Origin of the sequence: Streptomyces misionensis (assembly GCF_900104815.1) — a bacterium.
Classification (GTDB): domain Bacteria; phylum Actinomycetota; class Actinomycetes; order Streptomycetales; family Streptomycetaceae; genus Streptomyces; species Streptomyces misionensis.
Genome location: NZ_FNTD01000004.1, coordinates 6,507,987 through 6,524,370, shown reverse-complemented (window position 1 = coordinate 6,524,370; position 16,384 = coordinate 6,507,987). Strand labels below are relative to the sequence as shown.

The following is a 16,384-nucleotide window of genomic DNA, read 5'->3' as shown; positions in this document are numbered from 1 at the left end:
CGTCAGTGGCCGCGCGGGACGTCCTCCTCCGCGGCCATGTCGGCTGGAGTGCGGGGCGGGTCGTGCGGCATCGGCGGGTACGGGAGGCCGAGCCCGCCCGGCGGGCTGGCCGGCGGGGTGCCGCCGGCCACGCGGTGCGGCGTGTGCGGGCCCCGGTGGGAGCGGGCGCCGGCGCGCAGGGCGTAGGCCGCCGCGGCCAGCAGCGCCGCGGTGATCAGCGCGGCCGCCCAGCCGGGCAGGCCGATGGCCAGGGCCAGGCCGACGGCGAGGGCCACGGCGCCGCCCGCGTACAGCGCGGTGGCGCCCGAGGCGGCGTAGAGCGTCGCGGTGCGGCGCTGCTTGCGGGTCTGCTCGCGCAGTTCCTCGCGCACCGTCACGCGCGCCACCTGAGCCAGCTCCTCGACCAGCTCCTTGTCGAGATGTTCCAGATGATCCAAAGGCTGTGAACGGTTCATGCCACGCGAGTACCCTGAGCGCACGGCGGGTAACTCCGGGGGGCCTGCGCGCCGGCGGCGGTCCCAACTAGGCTCGGCCGCATGGAGATTATGGGCGCCTCGCTGCGCATCTGCGTGGCCGACATCGAGACCGCGATCCCCTTCTACGAGCGTCTGGCCGGCGGCACGGCACAGCGTTTCGAACGCGGTGGGGTCCAGGTCGCCGCGATCGGCTCCTTCCTGTTGATGAGCGGCCCCGAGGCGGAGCTGGAGATCCTGCGCAAAGTGAAGGCGACCATCGCCGTCAAGGACGTGGGCGAGGCGCACCAGGTGCTCACCGGTCTCGGCGCCCGGATCCTGGTGGAGCCGGTGCCGACGCCGGCGGGCCGCAACCTGCTGGCGATGCACCCCGACGGCTCGATCTTCGAGTACGTGGACCAGCGCGGCTGACCCTCAGGCCGGGTCCGGGCGCATCCGGAAGTCGTAGTGGCCGGGCAGGGGTTCGTCGGTGAGCCGGGCCCACACCCGGTCGAGCACGTCCGCGCCCTCCCTGAGGTCCGCGATCTCGAAGTCCGCGTCGAAGACGGCCCTGGCCTCGGCCCCCCGCCCCTCGGCGAGCAGCAGTTCGGCCTCCAGCAGCCGGAAGCGGCCGCGCCGGCGGACGGCGGGCGGCAGGCGCTCCCAGACGGCGCGGGCGTCCGCCGTCCGCCGGGCGGCGAGCAGCGCCTGGAGGCTCTCGCGGCCGAGCGCCGCCCGGACGGCGGTCCAGGTCTCGTCGCCGGCGTCCGGGGCGCCCGCGTCCGGGAGTTCGCGGCGCGGGTGCTCGCACAGGTCGTCGAAGGCGGCGGCGTACCGGTCGGCGGCCCGTTCGTGGTGGCCGTCCGCCTGGTCGGCGACGGCCAGGCAGCGCAGCAGCGGCCAGCGGGCGGGGGCGCCGGGCAGGGCCCGTTCCCAGCTGCGGACGGCCTGGGCGCGGTCGCCCGCGTGCCACTGGGCGACGCCGAGGTGGTACTCGGTGTGCGGGGCGGCGGGCGCGGACTCCAGCAGGTCGCGCCAGTGCGGGGCGACGAGGGTCTCGCCGGGCGGCTCCGCCCGGCGCGGCGCGGGCAGCGCGCCGGTGCGCAGCAGTTCCCGCCAGGGCTCCTGGGCCTCGCCGAGGGTGGACTCGGGGAACGGGGTGCCGGGCAGCTTCCGGTTCGCGCGCAGTACTTCGAGTGCGCCCCAGCCGGAGCCGGTGGCCAGGAATTCGCCGGGTTCGGCGTCGGCGTGCGCCCGCCAGGCCGCGTACGCCGCCTCGACGCGGGCCCGGGGCAGGGCCGTCTCCAGCCGTTCGGCCGCGCCCCGGACGGCCTCGCCCCACTCCCCCTCGGCCGGTGCGTCCAGCGGGCCGTACGCCTCCAGCCAGGACACCTCGCCCCCGGCGTCCAGCGGGACGTGTTCCAGCTGGGTGCGGGCGAGGCCGGCCTGGATCTCGCAGTAGCCGCCGGTGCCGGGTTCGGTGAGCCACCGCTGCCAGCGGCGCCCGCCGGGCCCGCTGCCCCAGACGAACAGCTTGCGGCCGCGCAGCGCGTCGGTGGAGGTCTGCACCAGCCCGTGCCCGTCCGCGCCGACGGCGGCGATCCAGCGGCGCCGGCCGTCGGGTACCTCGTAGAAGTAGTCGGCGGCGTGGGGCCCGGCGAGGGGGCGGCTGCGGTCGGCGCCCTCGTACGAGGGGAAGGGCACCCGGCGCAGCCGGCGCTCGTGACCGAAGTACCAGGCCTCGTCGGCCGGGACGAGGATCCGTACCTCCTCGGGCACGGCGGTGTTGGACCACCAGTAGGTGGGCACCGGGCGGTCGTGCGGGTTGCGGATCCGGACGCCGACGTACAGGAAGTCGGAGCCGTCCGGCAGCCACAGGTCGACCTGGAAGGGCAGGTCGCGCAGCCGCTCCCACTCCCACAGGCGCAGCATCCGCCCGCCGTCCGGGGCGGGCACGGGGGCGGCGTGCAGGGGGGCGCAGGACAGGGTGGTGTGGCCGGTGGCGCCGATGTTCCATTCGATGCCGCCGGAGAACCAGGCGCCGTTGAGGGCGAAGTTCGCGGGCTGGAACACCGGGTTGCGGTAGAGGAGTTCGCGTCCGGTGGGCAGGTGGAGCAGGGAGGCGACGCGGCCGCCGAGGCCGGGCAGGACGGTGGCGCGCAGCCGGTCGTTCTCGATCACCAGGGCGTCCAGGCGGCGGGGTTCGCGGGTTCTGCCGTAGCCGTCGCGCACGCGGACCGGGAGCAGGTCGCGCAGTGGGGCGTGGCCGAGCTGGTGCGCCATGTCCCGGGGCGTCCCGCCCGGTACGCGGCCGTCGACGCGGTGGACCTCGTCGAGGGGGCGCAGCGGGGGCAGCGGGTTGTCGGGGCCCAGCTCGGCCGCGGGCAGGGTCAGTACCGCACGTCGGATCCTCGTCACGAGGGCCATGGAACCCGGCGTTCGGTGGCTCGGCCAGGGGAGCTGACGGTCAGGATTGCGCAAAGGGCGTGGTCGGCGCGGGTCGGCCGGTGGTGGGCATCTCGGCGGTGAGCGCCCAGCGTTCGTGGTCCCGCCAGTCCCCGTCGATGTAGATCATCTTCGGGGAGAAGCCCTCCAGGCGGAACCCGGCGCCCCGGGCGAGCGCGAGGGAGGCGGTGTTGCCCGGCTGGGCGTTGATCTCCAGCCGGTGCAGCCCGAGCGGACCGAACGCGTGGCCGATCACCAGGGCCAGGCCCTCGCGCATCAGGCCGCGCCCGGCGGCGTGCGCGAACGCGCCGTAGCCGAGGGCGCCGCACTGGAAGCCGCCCCGGACGATGTTGTTGATGTTGATGAACCCGGCGATGTCCCCGCCGTCCTTCTCGCACACCAGGAACCCGGCCTTCGACGGGTCCTCGATCAGCCGGCCGGCGTACTGCGCGTACGCCTCCTCGCCGTCCGGCGGGAACAGCCACGGACGGTGCAGGTCCTTGCTCTCGCGGGCGCGGGCGGTGAACTCGGGGCCGTCCCCGAGGGTGAAGTGACGGATGCCCACGCGGGGGCCTTCGGCGAGGTAGCGGGACGCGGTGTGCGGCATCCGGCCAGCCTACGACGCGTCCGCGCCGTCTCGCGCGCACGGCCCCCGCGCGGGGGGCCGGGTCAGCTCAGCGCGGGTTCCTCCAGGGTCAAGGTCGCGGTGTCCGCGTCCAGTTCGGCGGGGACGCCGAGGGGCACCGTGAGCGCGCCCTCGCAGTGCCCGAACCCCATCTCCTCGACGACCGGCACCCCGAGTCCGCCGAGCCGGTCGGCGAGGACCGCGCGCACCTCCTCGTACGGTCCGCAGCTCTCCCAGGACCCGAGCCCGATCCCGGCGACGCCGTCGAGCCAGCCGGAGCGCAGCAACTGGGTGACCAACCGGTCGATGCGGTACGGCGTCTCGGTCACGTCCTCGATCATGAGCAGTCCGCCGCGCGCACCGTCGTGGGCGAACGGGGTGCCGAGGTCGGCGGCGAGCCCGCCGAGATAGCCGCCGAGGGTCACCCCGCGGGCCCGGCCGGGCACCAGCGCCGCTCCGGCCGTGGCGATCGTCCGCACCGTCTCCGGCGCGAAGAGGGTGGCCTTCAGGTGTTCCTGCGTCCGGGCGTTCTTGACGAAGTCGATCCCGGCGGCGACCGGCCCGTACAGGGTGACCAGGCCGAGCCGGGTGGCGAACGCCTGGTGCAGGTGGGTGACGTCGCTGAAGCCGACGAACACCTTCGGCCCGGCCGCGGCCATCGCGTCCCAGTCGACCAGGTCGGCCATGCGCTGGGCGCCGTAGCCGCCGCGCGCGCACAGCACCGCGGCGACGGACGGGTCGCACCAGGCGCGTTGCAGGTCCGCGGCCCGGTCGGCGTCACTGCCCGCGAGGTAGCCCAGCGTGTCGTGGCGGTCCAGGACATGGGGCATGACGACCGGGTCGAGGTCCCAGCCGCGCAGCACGTCCAGGCCCGCCTGGAGGCGTTCCTCGGGCACCGGTCCGCTGGACGCGACGACGGCCACCCGGGCGCCGGGGGCGAGTCGCGGTGGTCGCACGAGTGCTCTCACGTGTGCAGCTCCAGTCGGGGTACGTCGGGTACGTCCAGCTTGAACACCTGGGCGTACAGGGACAGTTCGGCTTCCAGGGCGCGGATCATCGTGTCGGCCCGGCGGAATCCGTGGCCCTCCCCCTCGAAGGTGAGGTAGGCGTGCGGGACGCCCTGGCCCTGGACACGGGCGAGGAGTTCCTCGCACTGGGCGGGCGGGCAGATCACGTCGTCCAGCCCCTGGAGCAGCAGGAACGGCGCGGTGAGCCGGTCGGCGTGGGTGACCGGGGAGCGCTCGGTGTAACGGGTGGGCACCTCGGTGAACGAACCGATCAGGTACTCCAGGTAGCGCGACTCGAAGTCGTGGGTGCCGCCGGAGGCCCAGGCGGTCAGGTCCAGGACCGGGTAGATGACGGTGCCGCAGGCGTAGACGTCGGTGGTGGCCAGCGAGGCCGCGGTGGTCCAGCCGCCGGCGCTGCCGCCGCGGATCGCGAGCCGGGCGGGGTCGGCGGTGCCCTCCTCGGCGAGGGCGCGGGCGACGGCCGCGCAGTCCTCGACGTCGACCACGCCCCACTGCTCGCGCAGCCGCTCGCGGTAGGCGCGCCCGTACCCGGTGGAGCCGCCGTAGTTGACCTCGGCGACGCCGATGCCGCGGGAGGTGAAGTAGGCGATCTCCAGGTCGAGGACGAGCGGCACCCTGCTGGTGGGCCCGCCGTGCGCCCAGATGACGTAGGGCGGCAGCTCGCCGTCGGGCGCGGCGTGCCCGGGGTGGTGCGGCGGGTAGACGTGCGCGTGCACCTCGCGGCCGTCGGGGCCGGTGAAGACGCGGATCTGCGGCTCGGGGTAGTAGGCGGGGTCCACGGGGTCGCGGTGCCGCGCGCCGAGGGCGCGGGCCCGGCCGGTGGTGGTGTCCAGCTCGACCACCTCGTACGCGGTGCGCGGGCTGGCGCCGACGGCGACGATCCGGCTGCCGTGCGCGGCGAGGCTGCCGGCGAACTCGGTCCAGGGCCCGGCGGCGTCGACGATCTCGCCGGATTCGGGATCCAGGATGCCGAGTACGGTCGACCCCTTGCCGTGGACGACCGCGATCAGCCCGTTGTCGAGCGGCGCGAACCAGCGCAGGCCCAGCTGCCACAGCGGGCCGCCGAACTCCTCCTCGCGGGGGCACAGGGGGGTGCCGTCGCGGTAGAGGTTCCACCAGCCGCTGCGGTCGCTCGTGTACAGGATCCTGCCGTCCGTGGACCATTCCACCTGCGCGACGGCCTCGTCCGGGCCGCCCGCGACGGTACGCGCCTCGTGCAGGGTGCCGTCCTCCCCGACCTCCGCCACCCGCAGCTCGGTGCCCTCCCACGGCATCCGCGGATGGTCCCAGGCGAGCCAGGCGGCGCGCCGGCCGTCCGGCGACAGCCGGGGCCCGGTGACGAACCGGTGTCCGTCGGCGGTGAGTTCGCGCACCGCGGCGCGGTCCTCGGCGGCCGAGCCGTCCAGCGGTACGGCGGCCAGGACACGCCGGACGTCGCCGGGCTCCTCGCCGGTGAACTCCTCCAGCACGCACCACACTTCGCCGCGCGCGAGGTCGATGTGCGGCTCGGCCCAGCGCAGTCCCCCGCCGACCGGCGAGAGGGGGGTGAGCGGGCGGGGGGTGCCGCCGGGCTCGTACCGGTAGAGCCGCTGGTCGGCGAAGTGCGCGAACACCACCAGGGGCGCGCCCTCCTCGGCGACGGCGGTCCAGGGCCGGCCGCCGTACTCGATGACGCGGGTGCGCACGTTCCACGGCGGCGGCAGCAGCGACTCCTCGGAGCCGTCCGCGCGGCGCCGTATCAGGGCGCGCCGGCCGCCCTCGCCGGGGCGGGGCTCGGTCCACCAGGTCTCCTCGCCGACGATCCCCACCCAGTCGGGCCGGCCGTCGTGGGCGGCGGCGAGCGCGGCGTCGATGGGCGACGGCCAGGTGCCGTACGGCGTCTTCATCATGTCCTCCCCCATTTCGTCAGGCGGTGCGCAGGAAGCGGTCCAGGACACGGACGCCGAAGTGCAGCGCCTCGACGGGCACGCGTTCGTCCACGCCGTGGAACAGCGCCTGGTAGTCGAGTCCTTCGGGCAGTTTCAGCGGCGCGAAGCCGTAACCGGTGATGCCGAGCCGGGAGAACTGCTTGGCGTCGGTGCCGCCGGACATGCAGTACGGCACGACATGCCCCTCGGGCGCGAACTCCCGCACCGCGTCCCGCATCAGGTCGAACAGCCGCGCGTCCACCGGGGCTTCGAGGGCGACCTCGCGGTGGGCGAACTCCCAGGCGACGTCCGGGCCGGTGAGCCGGTCGAGGGTGGCGGTGAACTCCTCCTCGCCGCCCGGCAGATAGCGTCCGTCCACGTGGGCGACGGCCTCGCCGGGGATGACGTTCAGCTTGTAACCGGCGTCCAGCATCGTCGGGTTGGCGCTGTTGCGGACGGTCGCCTCGACCAGCTTGGCCGCCGGGCCCAGCTTCTCCAGCAGCCGGTCGACGTCGCGGAAGTCGGGCTCGATGCCGTAGAGGGCGGCCAGTTCGGTGAGGGCTGCGCGCACCGTCGGGGTGAGCCGCAGCGGCCACTGGTGCTCGCCGATGCGGGTGACGGCGGCGGCCAGCCGGGTCACCGCGTTCTCCTTGTTGACCTTGGAGCCGTGTCCGGCGCGCCCGCGGGCGGTCAGCTTGAGCCAGCCGGTGCCGCGCTCCCCCGCCGCGATGGGGTAGATCTGCCGCCCGGCGCCGTCGTGGAAGGTGAAGGCACCGGACTCGCTGATGCCCTCGGTACAGCCCTCGAACAGTTCCGGGTGGGCGTCGGCGAGGAACCCGGAGCCGTCCTCGGCGCTGGCCTCCTCGTCGGCGGTGAACGCGATGACGAGGTCCCGGCGGGGCCGTACGCCCTGCCGGGCCCAGGAGCGGACGACGGCGAGGATCATCGCGTCCATGTTCTTCATGTCGACGGCGCCCCGCCCCCACACGACCCCGTCCCGGACCTCCCCGGAGAACGGGTGCACGCTCCAGTCGGCGGCCTCGGCGGGGACCACGTCGAGGTGACCGTGGACCAGCAGGGCGTCGGCACACGGGTCGGTGCCCGCGATCCGGGCGACCACGTTGGTGCGGCCCGGGGTGCGTTCCAGCAGTCGCGGCTCCAGGCCGGCGCCGGCCAGCCGCTCGGCCGCGTACTCGGCGGCGGGCCGCTCCCGGCAGTCCCCGCCGCCCCGGTTGGTGGTGTCGATCCGAATCAGCCCGGAGGTGAACTCCACGACCTCGTCGAGGGCCTGCGGGTCAGCCATACTGCTCCTCCACGGCGGCGGAGGCGATCGTGGTGACCGCCTTGAACGTGCGGATGCCCTCGTACATGGTGGCGCTGGTGTAGACCACCTTGCGTTCACCGGCGCGCGCGACGCCCGGCACGACGGTCGCGGCCATCGCCAGATGCTCGGCGTCGAACTCCACGGCGATGGTGAACGGCCCGGCCTCGACGGGCTCGTGGCGCACGGCGAGCCGCGCGGCCTCCTTGGCGGCGGCGCGGATGTCGGCGGCGGTGCGGGCCGGGGTGCGGCAGACGGCCGCGTACCGGGACACATGGTCCTTGACCGCGACCTTCAGCGCCTCGGGCGCGTAGCCGAGCGCGTCCTCGCAGGCCACGTCGTCGCCGGTGACGAGGACGACGGGGACGCCGTACTCGGCGACGACATGCGCGTTGAGCAGGCCCTCGCTGGCGCGGACGTCGTTGATCCAGACGCCGGTGATCTGGTTGGCGAGGAAGGTGTGGGCGAGGACGCCCTCCATGCCGGCGCCGGCGTGGTAGCCGACGAAGGCGATGCCGTCGACATCGCCGTGCTGGACGCCCTCCACCATGGACAGCGCCTTGTGCCGTCCGGTGAGCATCTCGACCCGCTCGTCGAGCCGTTCGAGCAGCAGGTTGCGCATGGTCCAATGGGCCTCGTTGACGAGCACCTGGTCGGCGCCGCCGTCGAAGAAGCCCTCGACGGCGGCGTTCACGTCCGAGGTGAACATCGTCCGGCACCGCTCCCACTGCGGCGTCCCCGGCAGCACATCGGCCGGCCAGGTCACGCCCGTGGCCCCCTCCATGTCGGCACTGATGAGGATCTTCATGCTGCGCCACGTTACGCGCCGGAGGGGAAAGTTCCTACGAGCCGGAAGAAGGTCGGGGCCGATCGCCTCCCGCGCGCCGGGGCGGAGGCGCCGTGCGCCCCGCCCCACCGCGGCCGCCGCCTCACACGGAGACGTCTGGTCAGGGAGCGGCGCGGACTGTGCCATCGGTCGAAACTTTCGAAATCGCATGTACTCGCCGGTCCTCCAAATGCCCAAAACTTTGACCGAACTCGGGAGAGCATGTGATCGCAGCAACAAAACGACTGCCTGACCAGCAAGTTCGTTTCTTGTCGGTGAAATTCGCCGAACAGAAAGATTTCGAAACTTCTACCGAAACTGTTGACACACACCGGCCGCCGTCCAGACTGTTCGCCATCGCCGGTGCCCGTCGCCGGCGGCTCGGGCCGCACGCCGACCCGGTTCCCGGCCGCAGCGCCCGGCGGCCGAATGTGTCATGCACCTGTCACTACGGGTCTCGGTCGGTGACGACCCGGGACCTGGCGCACCGCAGGCCCTCCACACCCGCACAGGGAGGAAACACCCCCATGAGTACGCTGATCCACGGGATGCGCCGCAGACGCGGCCTCGTGGCTGTCGTCCGAGGGCTCGTCGCCGCCGCGGCGGCGGCCGTGCTCGCCTTCGCGCTGCCCGGCGCCGCGCAGGCCGGCACGACGATCACCTCGAACAGCACCGGCACCAACAACGGCTACTTCTACTCGTTCTGGGAGCAGTCCAGCGGGGCCACGATGACCCTGGGATCGGGCAGCAACTACAGCCTGACCTGGAACTCGGCCGCGCAGAACGTCGTCGCCGGCACCGGCTGGAACCCGGGCAACAACAACACCGTCTCGTACTCGGGCACGTGGAACTGCAACGGCAACTGCTACCTGTCGCTGTACGGCTGGACCACCAACCCGCTGATCGAGTGGTACATCGTCGACAACTACGGCAACTACAACCCGAGTTCGGGCGCCACCAAGCTGGGCTCGGTCAGCAGTGACGGCAGCACGTACGACCTGTACAAGACGACCCGCGTCAACGCGCCGTCCATCGAGGGCACCGCGACGTTCGACCAGTACTGGGCGGTCCGCCAGGCCAAGCGCACCGGCGGCACCATCACCGTCTCGAACATCTTCAACGCCTGGAAGAACCTCGGCCTCAACCTCGGCACCCCGAACTACGAGATCCTGGCCACCGAGGGCTACCAGAGCAGCGGCAGCTCCAACATCACCGTCACCAGCGGCGGCAGCAGCAGCGGTGGCGGCGGCACCACCCCGCCTCCCAGCGGCGGTGGCGGCGGCAGCGGCGGCTGCACCGCGACCTTCGCCAACTCCTCCGACTGGGGCTCCGGCTTCACCGGCTCGGTGGCGGTCAAGAACACCGGCTCCTCCAGCATCAACGGCTGGACCGTCAAGCTGACGTTCCCCGGCAACCAGACGGTCACCAGCCTCTGGAACGGCAGCTACACCCAGTCCGGCAACACGGTCACCGTGACGAACGCGAGCAACAACGGCTCGCTGGCCGCCGGCGCCGGCACCTCCTTCGGGTTCAACGCCGGCTACTCGGGCAGCAACGGCGCTCCGACGGTGTCCTGTACCGCCGGCTGAACCATTCCGGCCGACCGGCCGGCCACCGCGGCGAGGTCGCCGCGGTGGCCGGTCTCGCCCGGCAGGAGGGCGCGGGCGAGCGACGCAACGTCCCGGCACCGTCGCCGGCCCGCGCCCCGCGGCGCCGCTACCTGCCCGCGAGCACGAACCAGCGGGCCGGCAGGTCGATCCGGGTGCCGTCGGTGAGGTGCTCGGTCTGCGGGAGGGCGGTGTCGCCCTCGGCGAGGACGGTCATGCCCGCCTCGGCGAGCAGCCGGGGGATCTCGGCGTCGTCGGCGTCGGCCGGCTTGAGCTGGTGGTGGAAGACCCGCTGGAGCTTGGGCGGCGGGCCGGAGGGCTCGGCCGCGGCGCGGCGCAGGACCTCGCGCGAGGCCGAGGTGAGTTCGACGACGAAGGCGCGGCCCGCGCTGCCGATGAGCGTGGCGACGGCGGCGGCGACCGCGGGCCGCGCGGCGGGCTCGCTCTGGTGGATGACGGCCCGCATGTAGACGTTGGTGTCGCCGAGCCGGTCGTGCAGGGCCTTGACCGCGTCGCCGTCGGTCAGGTCGAGCTGCTCGAACTCCACGGGCGCGTCCCCCGCGGCGCGCCGGGCGTGTGCCACGGCCGCGTGCGACAGATCGACGCCCACCGCACGGGCGAACCGGGTGGCGAGATAACGGGTCTGCGTACCGTTGCCGCAGCCCAGGTCGACTATGGTGCGCGCCGGGTCCGCGTGCGGCAGGAGCAGCGCGCTGTGCGGCTCGGCGGTCAGCGAGGGGTCCGAGTCCCAGATCGCCTCTCCGGGAGCGTCGGAGGTCTCGCTCCAGTAACTCTCCCAGTTGTCACGGTAGTTGTCCGAAACGTTCATGCGCTCTCCCACGATCGGTTGCGTGATCGGGATATCGCGGGGAGCGGGCCACGGGCAAGGGCCCGGTGGCCGCCTTCACCGGACGTACCGGCGTTCAACGGCTCCCCGTGACCGCCTGTTCGAACCAGACCGTCTTGCGGTGCCCGGTGGCGCTGGCGCCCCACTCGCGGGCGAGCCTGCTGACCACGCGCAGTCCGCGGCCCGACTCGTCGAGGGGGCCCGCGGCGATCATGTCGGGCAGGTCGGGGGCGTCGTCGGTGACCTCGAACAGCAGCGCGTCGGTGCGCACCACCTTCAGCCCGACGCGATCGCCCTCCGCGTGCCGTACGGCATTGGTGACGACCTCGCTCACCAGCAGCTCGGCGGTCTCCACGGCCTCCGGTAGACCCCAGGCGCGCAGCTGCTCGCGGACCAGGCGGCGGGCCCGCCCGACCTCGCGGGGCTCCGCGTCCAGCCGCCACTCGGCGACATGGCCGGCGGGGATGCCGTTGAGGCGGGCCATGAGCAGGGCGACGTCGTCCTTGCGGCCGCCGCGGGTGTTGAGGGCGCGGATGATGGTGTCGCAGGCGTCGTCCATGGAGGCCGCGGGGTGCGCGGCGGACTCGCAGAGCGCGGCGAGGCCCTCGCCGATGTCCGAGCCGCGCACCTCGACCAGGCCGTCGGTGCACAGCACCAGCCGGTCCCCGGGCGACACCCGTACCCGGGCGGCCTCGAAGGGGACGCCGCCGACGCCGATGGGCGCACCGGTGGGCAGGTCGAGGAGTTCGCTGCTGCCGTCCTCGGCCCGGACCAGCACCGGCGGGATGTGTCCCGCGTTGGCGAGGGTGACCTCGCCGCGGATCGGGTCGTAGACCGCGTACAGACAGGTGGCGAGGTAGTTGTCGCCGAGCCGGCGGGCCAGGTCGTCCAGGTTGCGCAGGAGCTGGGCGGGCGGGGTCTGCATCGCGGCCATGGTCTGCACCGCGGTGCGCAACTGGCCCATCATGGCGGCCGAGTTGAGGCCGTGCCCCATGACGTCGCCGACGACGAGGGCGGTGCGGGAGCCGGGCAGTTTGACGGTGTCGAACCAGTCGCCGCCGATCCGGCCGAGCCGGGTGCCGGGCAGGTAGCGGGTGGCGACGTCGCAGCCGGCCGTCCTCGGGGCGACCTGCGGGAGCATGCTGTCCTGGAGGGTGTCGGCGACGTTCTCCTGGTAGGTGTACATGCGCGCGTTGTCGAGGACGAGGCCGGCGCGGGCGGCGAGTTCGGCGCCGGTGGTGCGGTCCATGTCGTCGAAGGCGGGACGGTCGGGGCGGCGGATCAGCACCATGAAGCCGAGCACGACATTGCGCGCCTTGAGCGGCACGATCAGCAGGGAGCGGCCGTTGATCAGCGGGCGCAGATCGCGCTTCTCGAACTGGCCGGAGATGCGGTCGCCCATCTCGTCGGTGACCCGGGGGATGAGGACCGGTTCGCCGGTGACCATGCACTGGTAGAACGGGGTGTGTTCGGGGAAGGCGAAGGCCTCGCCGACCGGCACGGTGTCGTCCCAGCGGCCGGGTTCGTCGTTGTGCTCGACCCAGACGCGGAACATCACGGTGCTGGCGTCGGGCGGGCCGTCCGGGAAGCCCTCGCCCGCGAGGACGGCGGCGCGCAGATGGGTGCCGGCGAAGTCGGCGAACCGGGGCACGGCGGCACTGGTGACCTCGCGGATGGTCTCGCCGAGGTCGAGGGAGGAGCCGATGCGGGAGCTGACCTCGTTGAGGAATTCGAGGCGTTCGCGGACGGCGGCGTATTCGAGGTCCTGCTCGGCGCCGGGCGGCACGGCGGGCACGGGGGCGGTGCGCTGGCGCGGTACGAGGGTTTCGGCGGCGTCGGCGGGGACGCGGCCGGGGCGCCGGGGCACGCCCCAGTACGGGGTCACCGGCACCCGTTCGCACTGGCTGAACTCCAGCACGGGATAACCCAGTTCGAGGATCTGGGAGACGATGCGGCCGCTGAGCCCCGGGCCCATGTTGGGCAGGATCTCCGGCAGCCGCCGTTCGAGTTCGTCGAAGGCGGGCAGTTCGGTGTGGCGGGCGAAGGCGGGCGCGACGCGTTCGGCGGTCTCGTCGTCGTGGCCGCGCTCCTCGCGCAGCCGGGTGGCGTCGGCGGCGAGCACCAGCAGCCGGGCGGGGCCGGGGCCGATCAGCGGGTAGGCCCACCACAGCACGTCGAGCCGCTCGCCGTCCGCCCGGTCCTCGTCGTCCGGTGTCCGCCGGGGCGGGGAGAGGCGGGCGCGGCCGGCGGTGGCGTAGGAGGTCCCACCGCCGAGGGATGCCTCCAGGTCGGGACCGAGCTCGTCGTCGGACGAACCGCCGTACCCGGCGGCGCCGTTGGGCTCGCCGTCGTACGCCGCCGGGCGGGCGTCCGGCGTGGAGCCGCCCTGGAGGTGGTCGGGCAGGGTACCGGTGACCGGCAGCAGATCGGCCGCGGGGCGGCCGACGGCGTCCTGCCGGCCCACGCCGAACAACCGCCGTGCCCCACTGCTCCAGTGGGACACCAGGCCGTCACGGTCGACGACGATCACCGCAAGCGGAATCCGGCCCGCAGCTGTGTCGCCGGCGCCGCGCCCGGGAGCTGTGTCCCGCTCGCTGCCACGGTCCATGGCCCAGGCCCCTTCTCCCCACGGCTGTTCGCAAACGATCTGTGCCGCCGGCCACTACGGTACGGCGGTGGCCGGTGGCGATGTGTGGCAATCCGGGAATTGGTTTACCTGATCGCACCGGCCCCCGCCCCGGTGCCGCCGCGGGCGCCGCCTCAGTCCTCGTGTCCCAGCTGGAGATCCCGTTCCGTGCGGCCACCGCCCGCGACCTGCAAGACCGTGGCGACCGGCGGGTAACCCGCGGCGATCACCGTGTACTCGCCGGAGGACAGGTCCACGAACCGGAAGGCGCCGTCCGGTCCGGTGGTGAGGGTGTCCACCACGTTGCCCGCGGCATCCAGAAGGGTGACCCGGGCGTCCTCCACGGGCCGTCCCCCGCTCGCCCGTACGACGCCGCGCAGCACTGCGCCGCCGGCGAGCTCGACGTCCTGCCGGGTCTCCCGGGCGGCCTGCACGCTGACCGGGAGCGCGGCCGGGCGGAAGGCGGGGGCGCTGGCGGCGAGGGTGTACTCCCCCGCGACCAACTCGGTGATGACGTAGCCCCCTTCGCGGCCGCTGCGGGTGGTGGCGACCACCTCGCCGTGCACATTGGTGAGGGTGACGGTGGCGTCCCGCACGGGGCTGCCGTCGGCGGTGAGCACACTGCCCGCGAGGCGTCCGGCGCCGCCGAGGACGACGTCGAGTTCGACGGGGCGTTCGCCGACGGTGACCGAGACGGCCTGCGGCTGGTGGCCCCCGGCGGCGGCGATCAGGACGTACGACCCGGAGCCGGGGGTGCTCAGCGCGTACCGCCCGTCGTCGCCGCTCGCGCCCCGGCCGATCTGCTGTCCGGTGACGTCGATGAGGGTGAGCGCCGCGCGCGGCACCACGGTGCCGTCGGGATGCTGCACGGTGCCGCACACCGGGATTCCGGCGGCGTACGGGGAACGCGCCTGGGGGATGTGGGTGTGGGGGCCCTGGGGGTCGGTTTCGGCGGTGTGGTGGGACACCAGTGGTTTCTCCTTGAGGAAGAAGGCGGCGAGGAGACCGAGGACGAGCACCGGGACGAGGTACAGGAAGACCCGGGGCATGGCCTCGGCGTAGGCGCGGATGTAGGCGTCGCGCAGCGCCGGGGGCAGGGCGTGCACGAGCTGCGGGGTGAGGGATTCGGGGTCGGGCAGCCGGGCGCCGGCGCCCGGGGGCAGTTCCCTGCGCAGCGCGTCGGCGAGCCGGTTGGCGAACAGGGTGCCGAAGACGGCGGCGCCGACGCTGCCGCCGATCTGCCGGAAGTAGTTGTTGGCGCTGGTCGCGGTGCCGAGGTCGGCGGGCCGCACCGAGTTCTGCACGGCGAGGACCAGAACGGGCATCACCAGTCCGATGCCGGCGCCGAGTACGGCCATCCAGAGGCTGTAGTGCAGCCGGGGCGTTCCGGCGTCGAGGCGGGACAGCAGCCACATCCCGGCCACGGAGACGGCGCCGCCGAGCACCGGGTAGACCCGGTAGCGGCCGGTGTGGCTGATGAGCTGGCCGGAGAGCAGTGACGTCGCGACGATGCCCGCGGTCATGGGCAGCATCAGCAGTCCGGAGCCGGTGGCGCTGGCCCCGTCGACCATCTGGAGGAAGGTGGGCAGATAGCTGGCGGCGCCGAACAGCCCCACGCCGATGACGGCGCCGACCAGGCCGGTGACGTTGAAGACGGAGTCGCGGAACAGCCGGAGCGGGATGAGGGGTTCGACGGCGAAGTGCTCGACGACGAGGAAGAGCACGACGGTGGCGAGCGCGCCCGCGCCGAGGCCGAGGATCTGCCGCGAGCCCCACGCGTACTCGGTACCGCCCCAACTGGTCAGCAGCACCAGGCAGGTGGAGGCGGCGGCGAGCAGCAGGGCGCCCAGCACGTCGAAGCGGCCGCGGACTTCGGGCTTGGGGAGTTTGAGCACGACGGCGACGACGGCGAGGGTGACCAGGCCGAAGGGCACGTTGACGTAGAAGCACCAGCGCCAGGAGAGGTGGTCGGTGAAGTAGCCGCCGAGCAGCGGTCCGGCGACCGAGGCGAGGCCGAAGGCGGCGCCGATCAGGCCCATGTAGCGGCCGCGCTGCCGGGGCGGCACGATGTCGGCGATGATCGCCTGGACGCCGATCATCAGGCCGCCCGCGCCGACGCCCTGGAGGGCGCGGAAGGCGATCAGCTGGTCCATGCTCTGCGCGCGTCCGGCGAGCGCGGAGCCGACGACGAACACGGCGATGGCGAACTGGAAGACGCCTTTGCGGCCGACGAGGTCGCCGAGCTTGCCGTACAGCGGCAGGCCGATGGTGGAGGTGAGCAGGTAGGCGGTGATCGCCCAGGACATCCGGTCCAGGCCGTGCAGTTCGCCGACCACCTTGGGCAGGGCGGTGGCCACGATCATCTGGTCGAGGGCGGCCAGCAGCATCGCCAGCATCAGCCCGAGGACGACCAGCCGCACCCGGCGCGGGCTGAGCGGACCGGCCGGCGGCGGGGCCGCGGGGCCGGCCGCCGGGGGCTCCTCCCGGGCCTCCTCGGCCGGTTCCTTCCGGGCATCCGGGAGCAGCACGAGCGTGTCGTGATCCACCAGAGTCGTCCCGCCCACGTTCCGCTCCCCTCGCGCCACCTTCGCGGCTGTCGTACCCGTGCAATTTCTCGCGCGAGGCGACAACTACGAACAACCGTGGTGGGTTACGGGGCGGTTCCCGGTGGGCGCCAGTTCCACTCGAACCGGTGAAGGG

12 protein-coding genes are annotated in these 16,384 nt (G+C 73.5%); 2 read left to right on the top strand and 10 right to left on the bottom strand.

The window, feature by feature from the left end; genetic code table 11:
* Positions 1–2: 2 nt before the first annotated feature.
* The gene (locus BLW85_RS31130) at positions 3–455 is read right to left on the bottom strand and encodes a phage holin family protein (RefSeq protein WP_074994274.1); all 453 of its coding nucleotides are present in this window, start codon (positions 453–455) and stop codon (positions 3–5) included.
* An 81-nt stretch (positions 456–536) separates the two neighbouring features.
* Here BLW85_RS31130 and BLW85_RS31125 point away from each other — a divergent pair, with 81 nt between their 5' ends.
* The gene (locus tag BLW85_RS31125) at positions 537–884 is read left to right on the top strand and encodes a VOC family protein (RefSeq protein ID WP_070023535.1); all 348 of its coding nucleotides are present in this window, start codon (positions 537–539) and stop codon (positions 882–884) included.
* 3 nt (positions 885–887) lie between these two features.
* Here BLW85_RS31125 and BLW85_RS31120 read toward each other — a convergent pair whose 3' ends face one another.
* The 6 genes from BLW85_RS31120 to BLW85_RS31095 form a co-directional block, all read right to left on the bottom strand.
* The gene (locus BLW85_RS31120) at positions 888–2,879 is read right to left on the bottom strand and encodes a DUF5107 domain-containing protein (RefSeq protein ID WP_074994271.1); all 1,992 of its coding nucleotides are present in this window, start codon (positions 2,877–2,879) and stop codon (positions 888–890) included.
* Positions 2,880–2,919: 40 nt separating this feature from the next.
* A complete protein-coding gene (locus tag BLW85_RS31115; protein WP_070023538.1) occupies positions 2,920–3,504 on the bottom strand; it encodes a GNAT family N-acetyltransferase in 585 nt (194 codons plus the stop codon).
* Positions 3,505–3,566: 62 nt separating this feature from the next.
* Positions 3,567–4,490: a S66 peptidase family protein gene (locus BLW85_RS31110; RefSeq protein WP_074994268.1), complete on the bottom strand. Its 924-nt coding sequence runs from the start codon at positions 4,488–4,490 to the stop codon at positions 3,567–3,569.
* The gene (locus tag BLW85_RS31105) at positions 4,487–6,439 is read right to left on the bottom strand and encodes a S9 family peptidase (protein WP_403424535.1); all 1,953 of its coding nucleotides are present in this window, start codon (positions 6,437–6,439) and stop codon (positions 4,487–4,489) included. Before BLW85_RS31105 ends, BLW85_RS31110 begins: the two co-directional genes overlap by 4 nt.
* A 16-nt stretch (positions 6,440–6,455) precedes the next feature.
* The gene (locus BLW85_RS31100) at positions 6,456–7,760 is read right to left on the bottom strand and encodes a M20/M25/M40 family metallo-hydrolase (RefSeq protein ID WP_074994263.1); all 1,305 of its coding nucleotides are present in this window, start codon (positions 7,758–7,760) and stop codon (positions 6,456–6,458) included.
* Entirely contained in the window at positions 7,753–8,586 is an 834-nt protein-coding gene (locus BLW85_RS31095) for a M55 family metallopeptidase (protein ID WP_070023545.1), read from the bottom strand. Before BLW85_RS31095 ends, BLW85_RS31100 begins: the two co-directional genes overlap by 8 nt.
* A gap of 545 nt (positions 8,587–9,131) precedes the next feature.
* On the opposite strand from BLW85_RS31095, the gene BLW85_RS31090 reads away from it, so the two are divergent.
* Positions 9,132–10,193, top strand: coding sequence for a glycoside hydrolase family 11 protein (locus BLW85_RS31090; protein WP_074994260.1), 1,062 nt, complete (start codon positions 9,132–9,134; stop codon positions 10,191–10,193).
* A gap of 127 nt (positions 10,194–10,320) precedes the next feature.
* Here BLW85_RS31090 and BLW85_RS31085 read toward each other — a convergent pair whose 3' ends face one another.
* The 3 genes from BLW85_RS31085 to BLW85_RS31075 all read right to left on the bottom strand — a co-directional run bounded on the left by BLW85_RS31085 (position 10,321) and on the right by BLW85_RS31075 (position 16,248).
* Positions 10,321–11,040, bottom strand: a complete 720-nt coding sequence (locus tag BLW85_RS31085) for a methyltransferase domain-containing protein (RefSeq protein ID WP_074994257.1) — start codon at positions 11,038–11,040, stop codon at positions 10,321–10,323.
* 94 nt (positions 11,041–11,134) lie between these two features.
* Positions 11,135–13,666 carry an ATP-binding SpoIIE family protein phosphatase gene (locus BLW85_RS31080; RefSeq protein ID WP_074994254.1) on the bottom strand — a complete coding sequence of 844 codons (2,532 nt, stop codon included), beginning with the start codon at positions 13,664–13,666 and terminating at the stop codon, positions 11,135–11,137.
* Positions 13,667–13,818: 152 nt separating this feature from the next.
* On the bottom strand, positions 13,819–16,248 hold the full coding sequence (locus BLW85_RS31075) for an MFS transporter (RefSeq protein WP_079172459.1): 2,430 nt from the start codon (positions 16,246–16,248) through the stop codon (positions 13,819–13,821).
* Positions 16,249–16,384 lie beyond the last annotated feature (136 nt).

Excerpts from the sequence above, each read along its gene's own strand:
- BLW85_RS31130 (WP_074994274.1), bottom strand. The coding sequence starts at position 455 with ATGAACCGTTCACAGCCTTTGGATCATCTGGAACATCTCGACAAGGAG.
- BLW85_RS31125 (WP_070023535.1), top strand. The coding sequence starts at position 537 with ATGGAGATTATGGGCGCCTCGCTGCGCATCTGCGTGGCCGACATCGAG.
- BLW85_RS31120 (WP_074994271.1), bottom strand. The coding sequence starts at position 2,879 with ATGGCCCTCGTGACGAGGATCCGACGTGCGGTACTGACCCTGCCCGCG.
- BLW85_RS31115 (WP_070023538.1), bottom strand. The coding sequence starts at position 3,504 with ATGCCGCACACCGCGTCCCGCTACCTCGCCGAAGGCCCCCGCGTGGGC.
- BLW85_RS31105 (WP_403424535.1), bottom strand. The coding sequence starts at position 6,439 with ATGATGAAGACGCCGTACGGCACCTGGCCGTCGCCCATCGACGCCGCG.
- BLW85_RS31100 (WP_074994263.1), bottom strand. The coding sequence starts at position 7,760 with ATGGCTGACCCGCAGGCCCTCGACGAGGTCGTGGAGTTCACCTCCGGG.
- BLW85_RS31095 (WP_070023545.1), bottom strand. The coding sequence starts at position 8,586 with ATGAAGATCCTCATCAGTGCCGACATGGAGGGGGCCACGGGCGTGACC.
- BLW85_RS31090 (WP_074994260.1), top strand. The coding sequence starts at position 9,132 with ATGAGTACGCTGATCCACGGGATGCGCCGCAGACGCGGCCTCGTGGCT.
- BLW85_RS31085 (WP_074994257.1), bottom strand. The coding sequence starts at position 11,040 with ATGAACGTTTCGGACAACTACCGTGACAACTGGGAGAGTTACTGGAGC.
- BLW85_RS31080 (WP_074994254.1), bottom strand. The coding sequence starts at position 13,666 with ATGGACCGTGGCAGCGAGCGGGACACAGCTCCCGGGCGCGGCGCCGGC.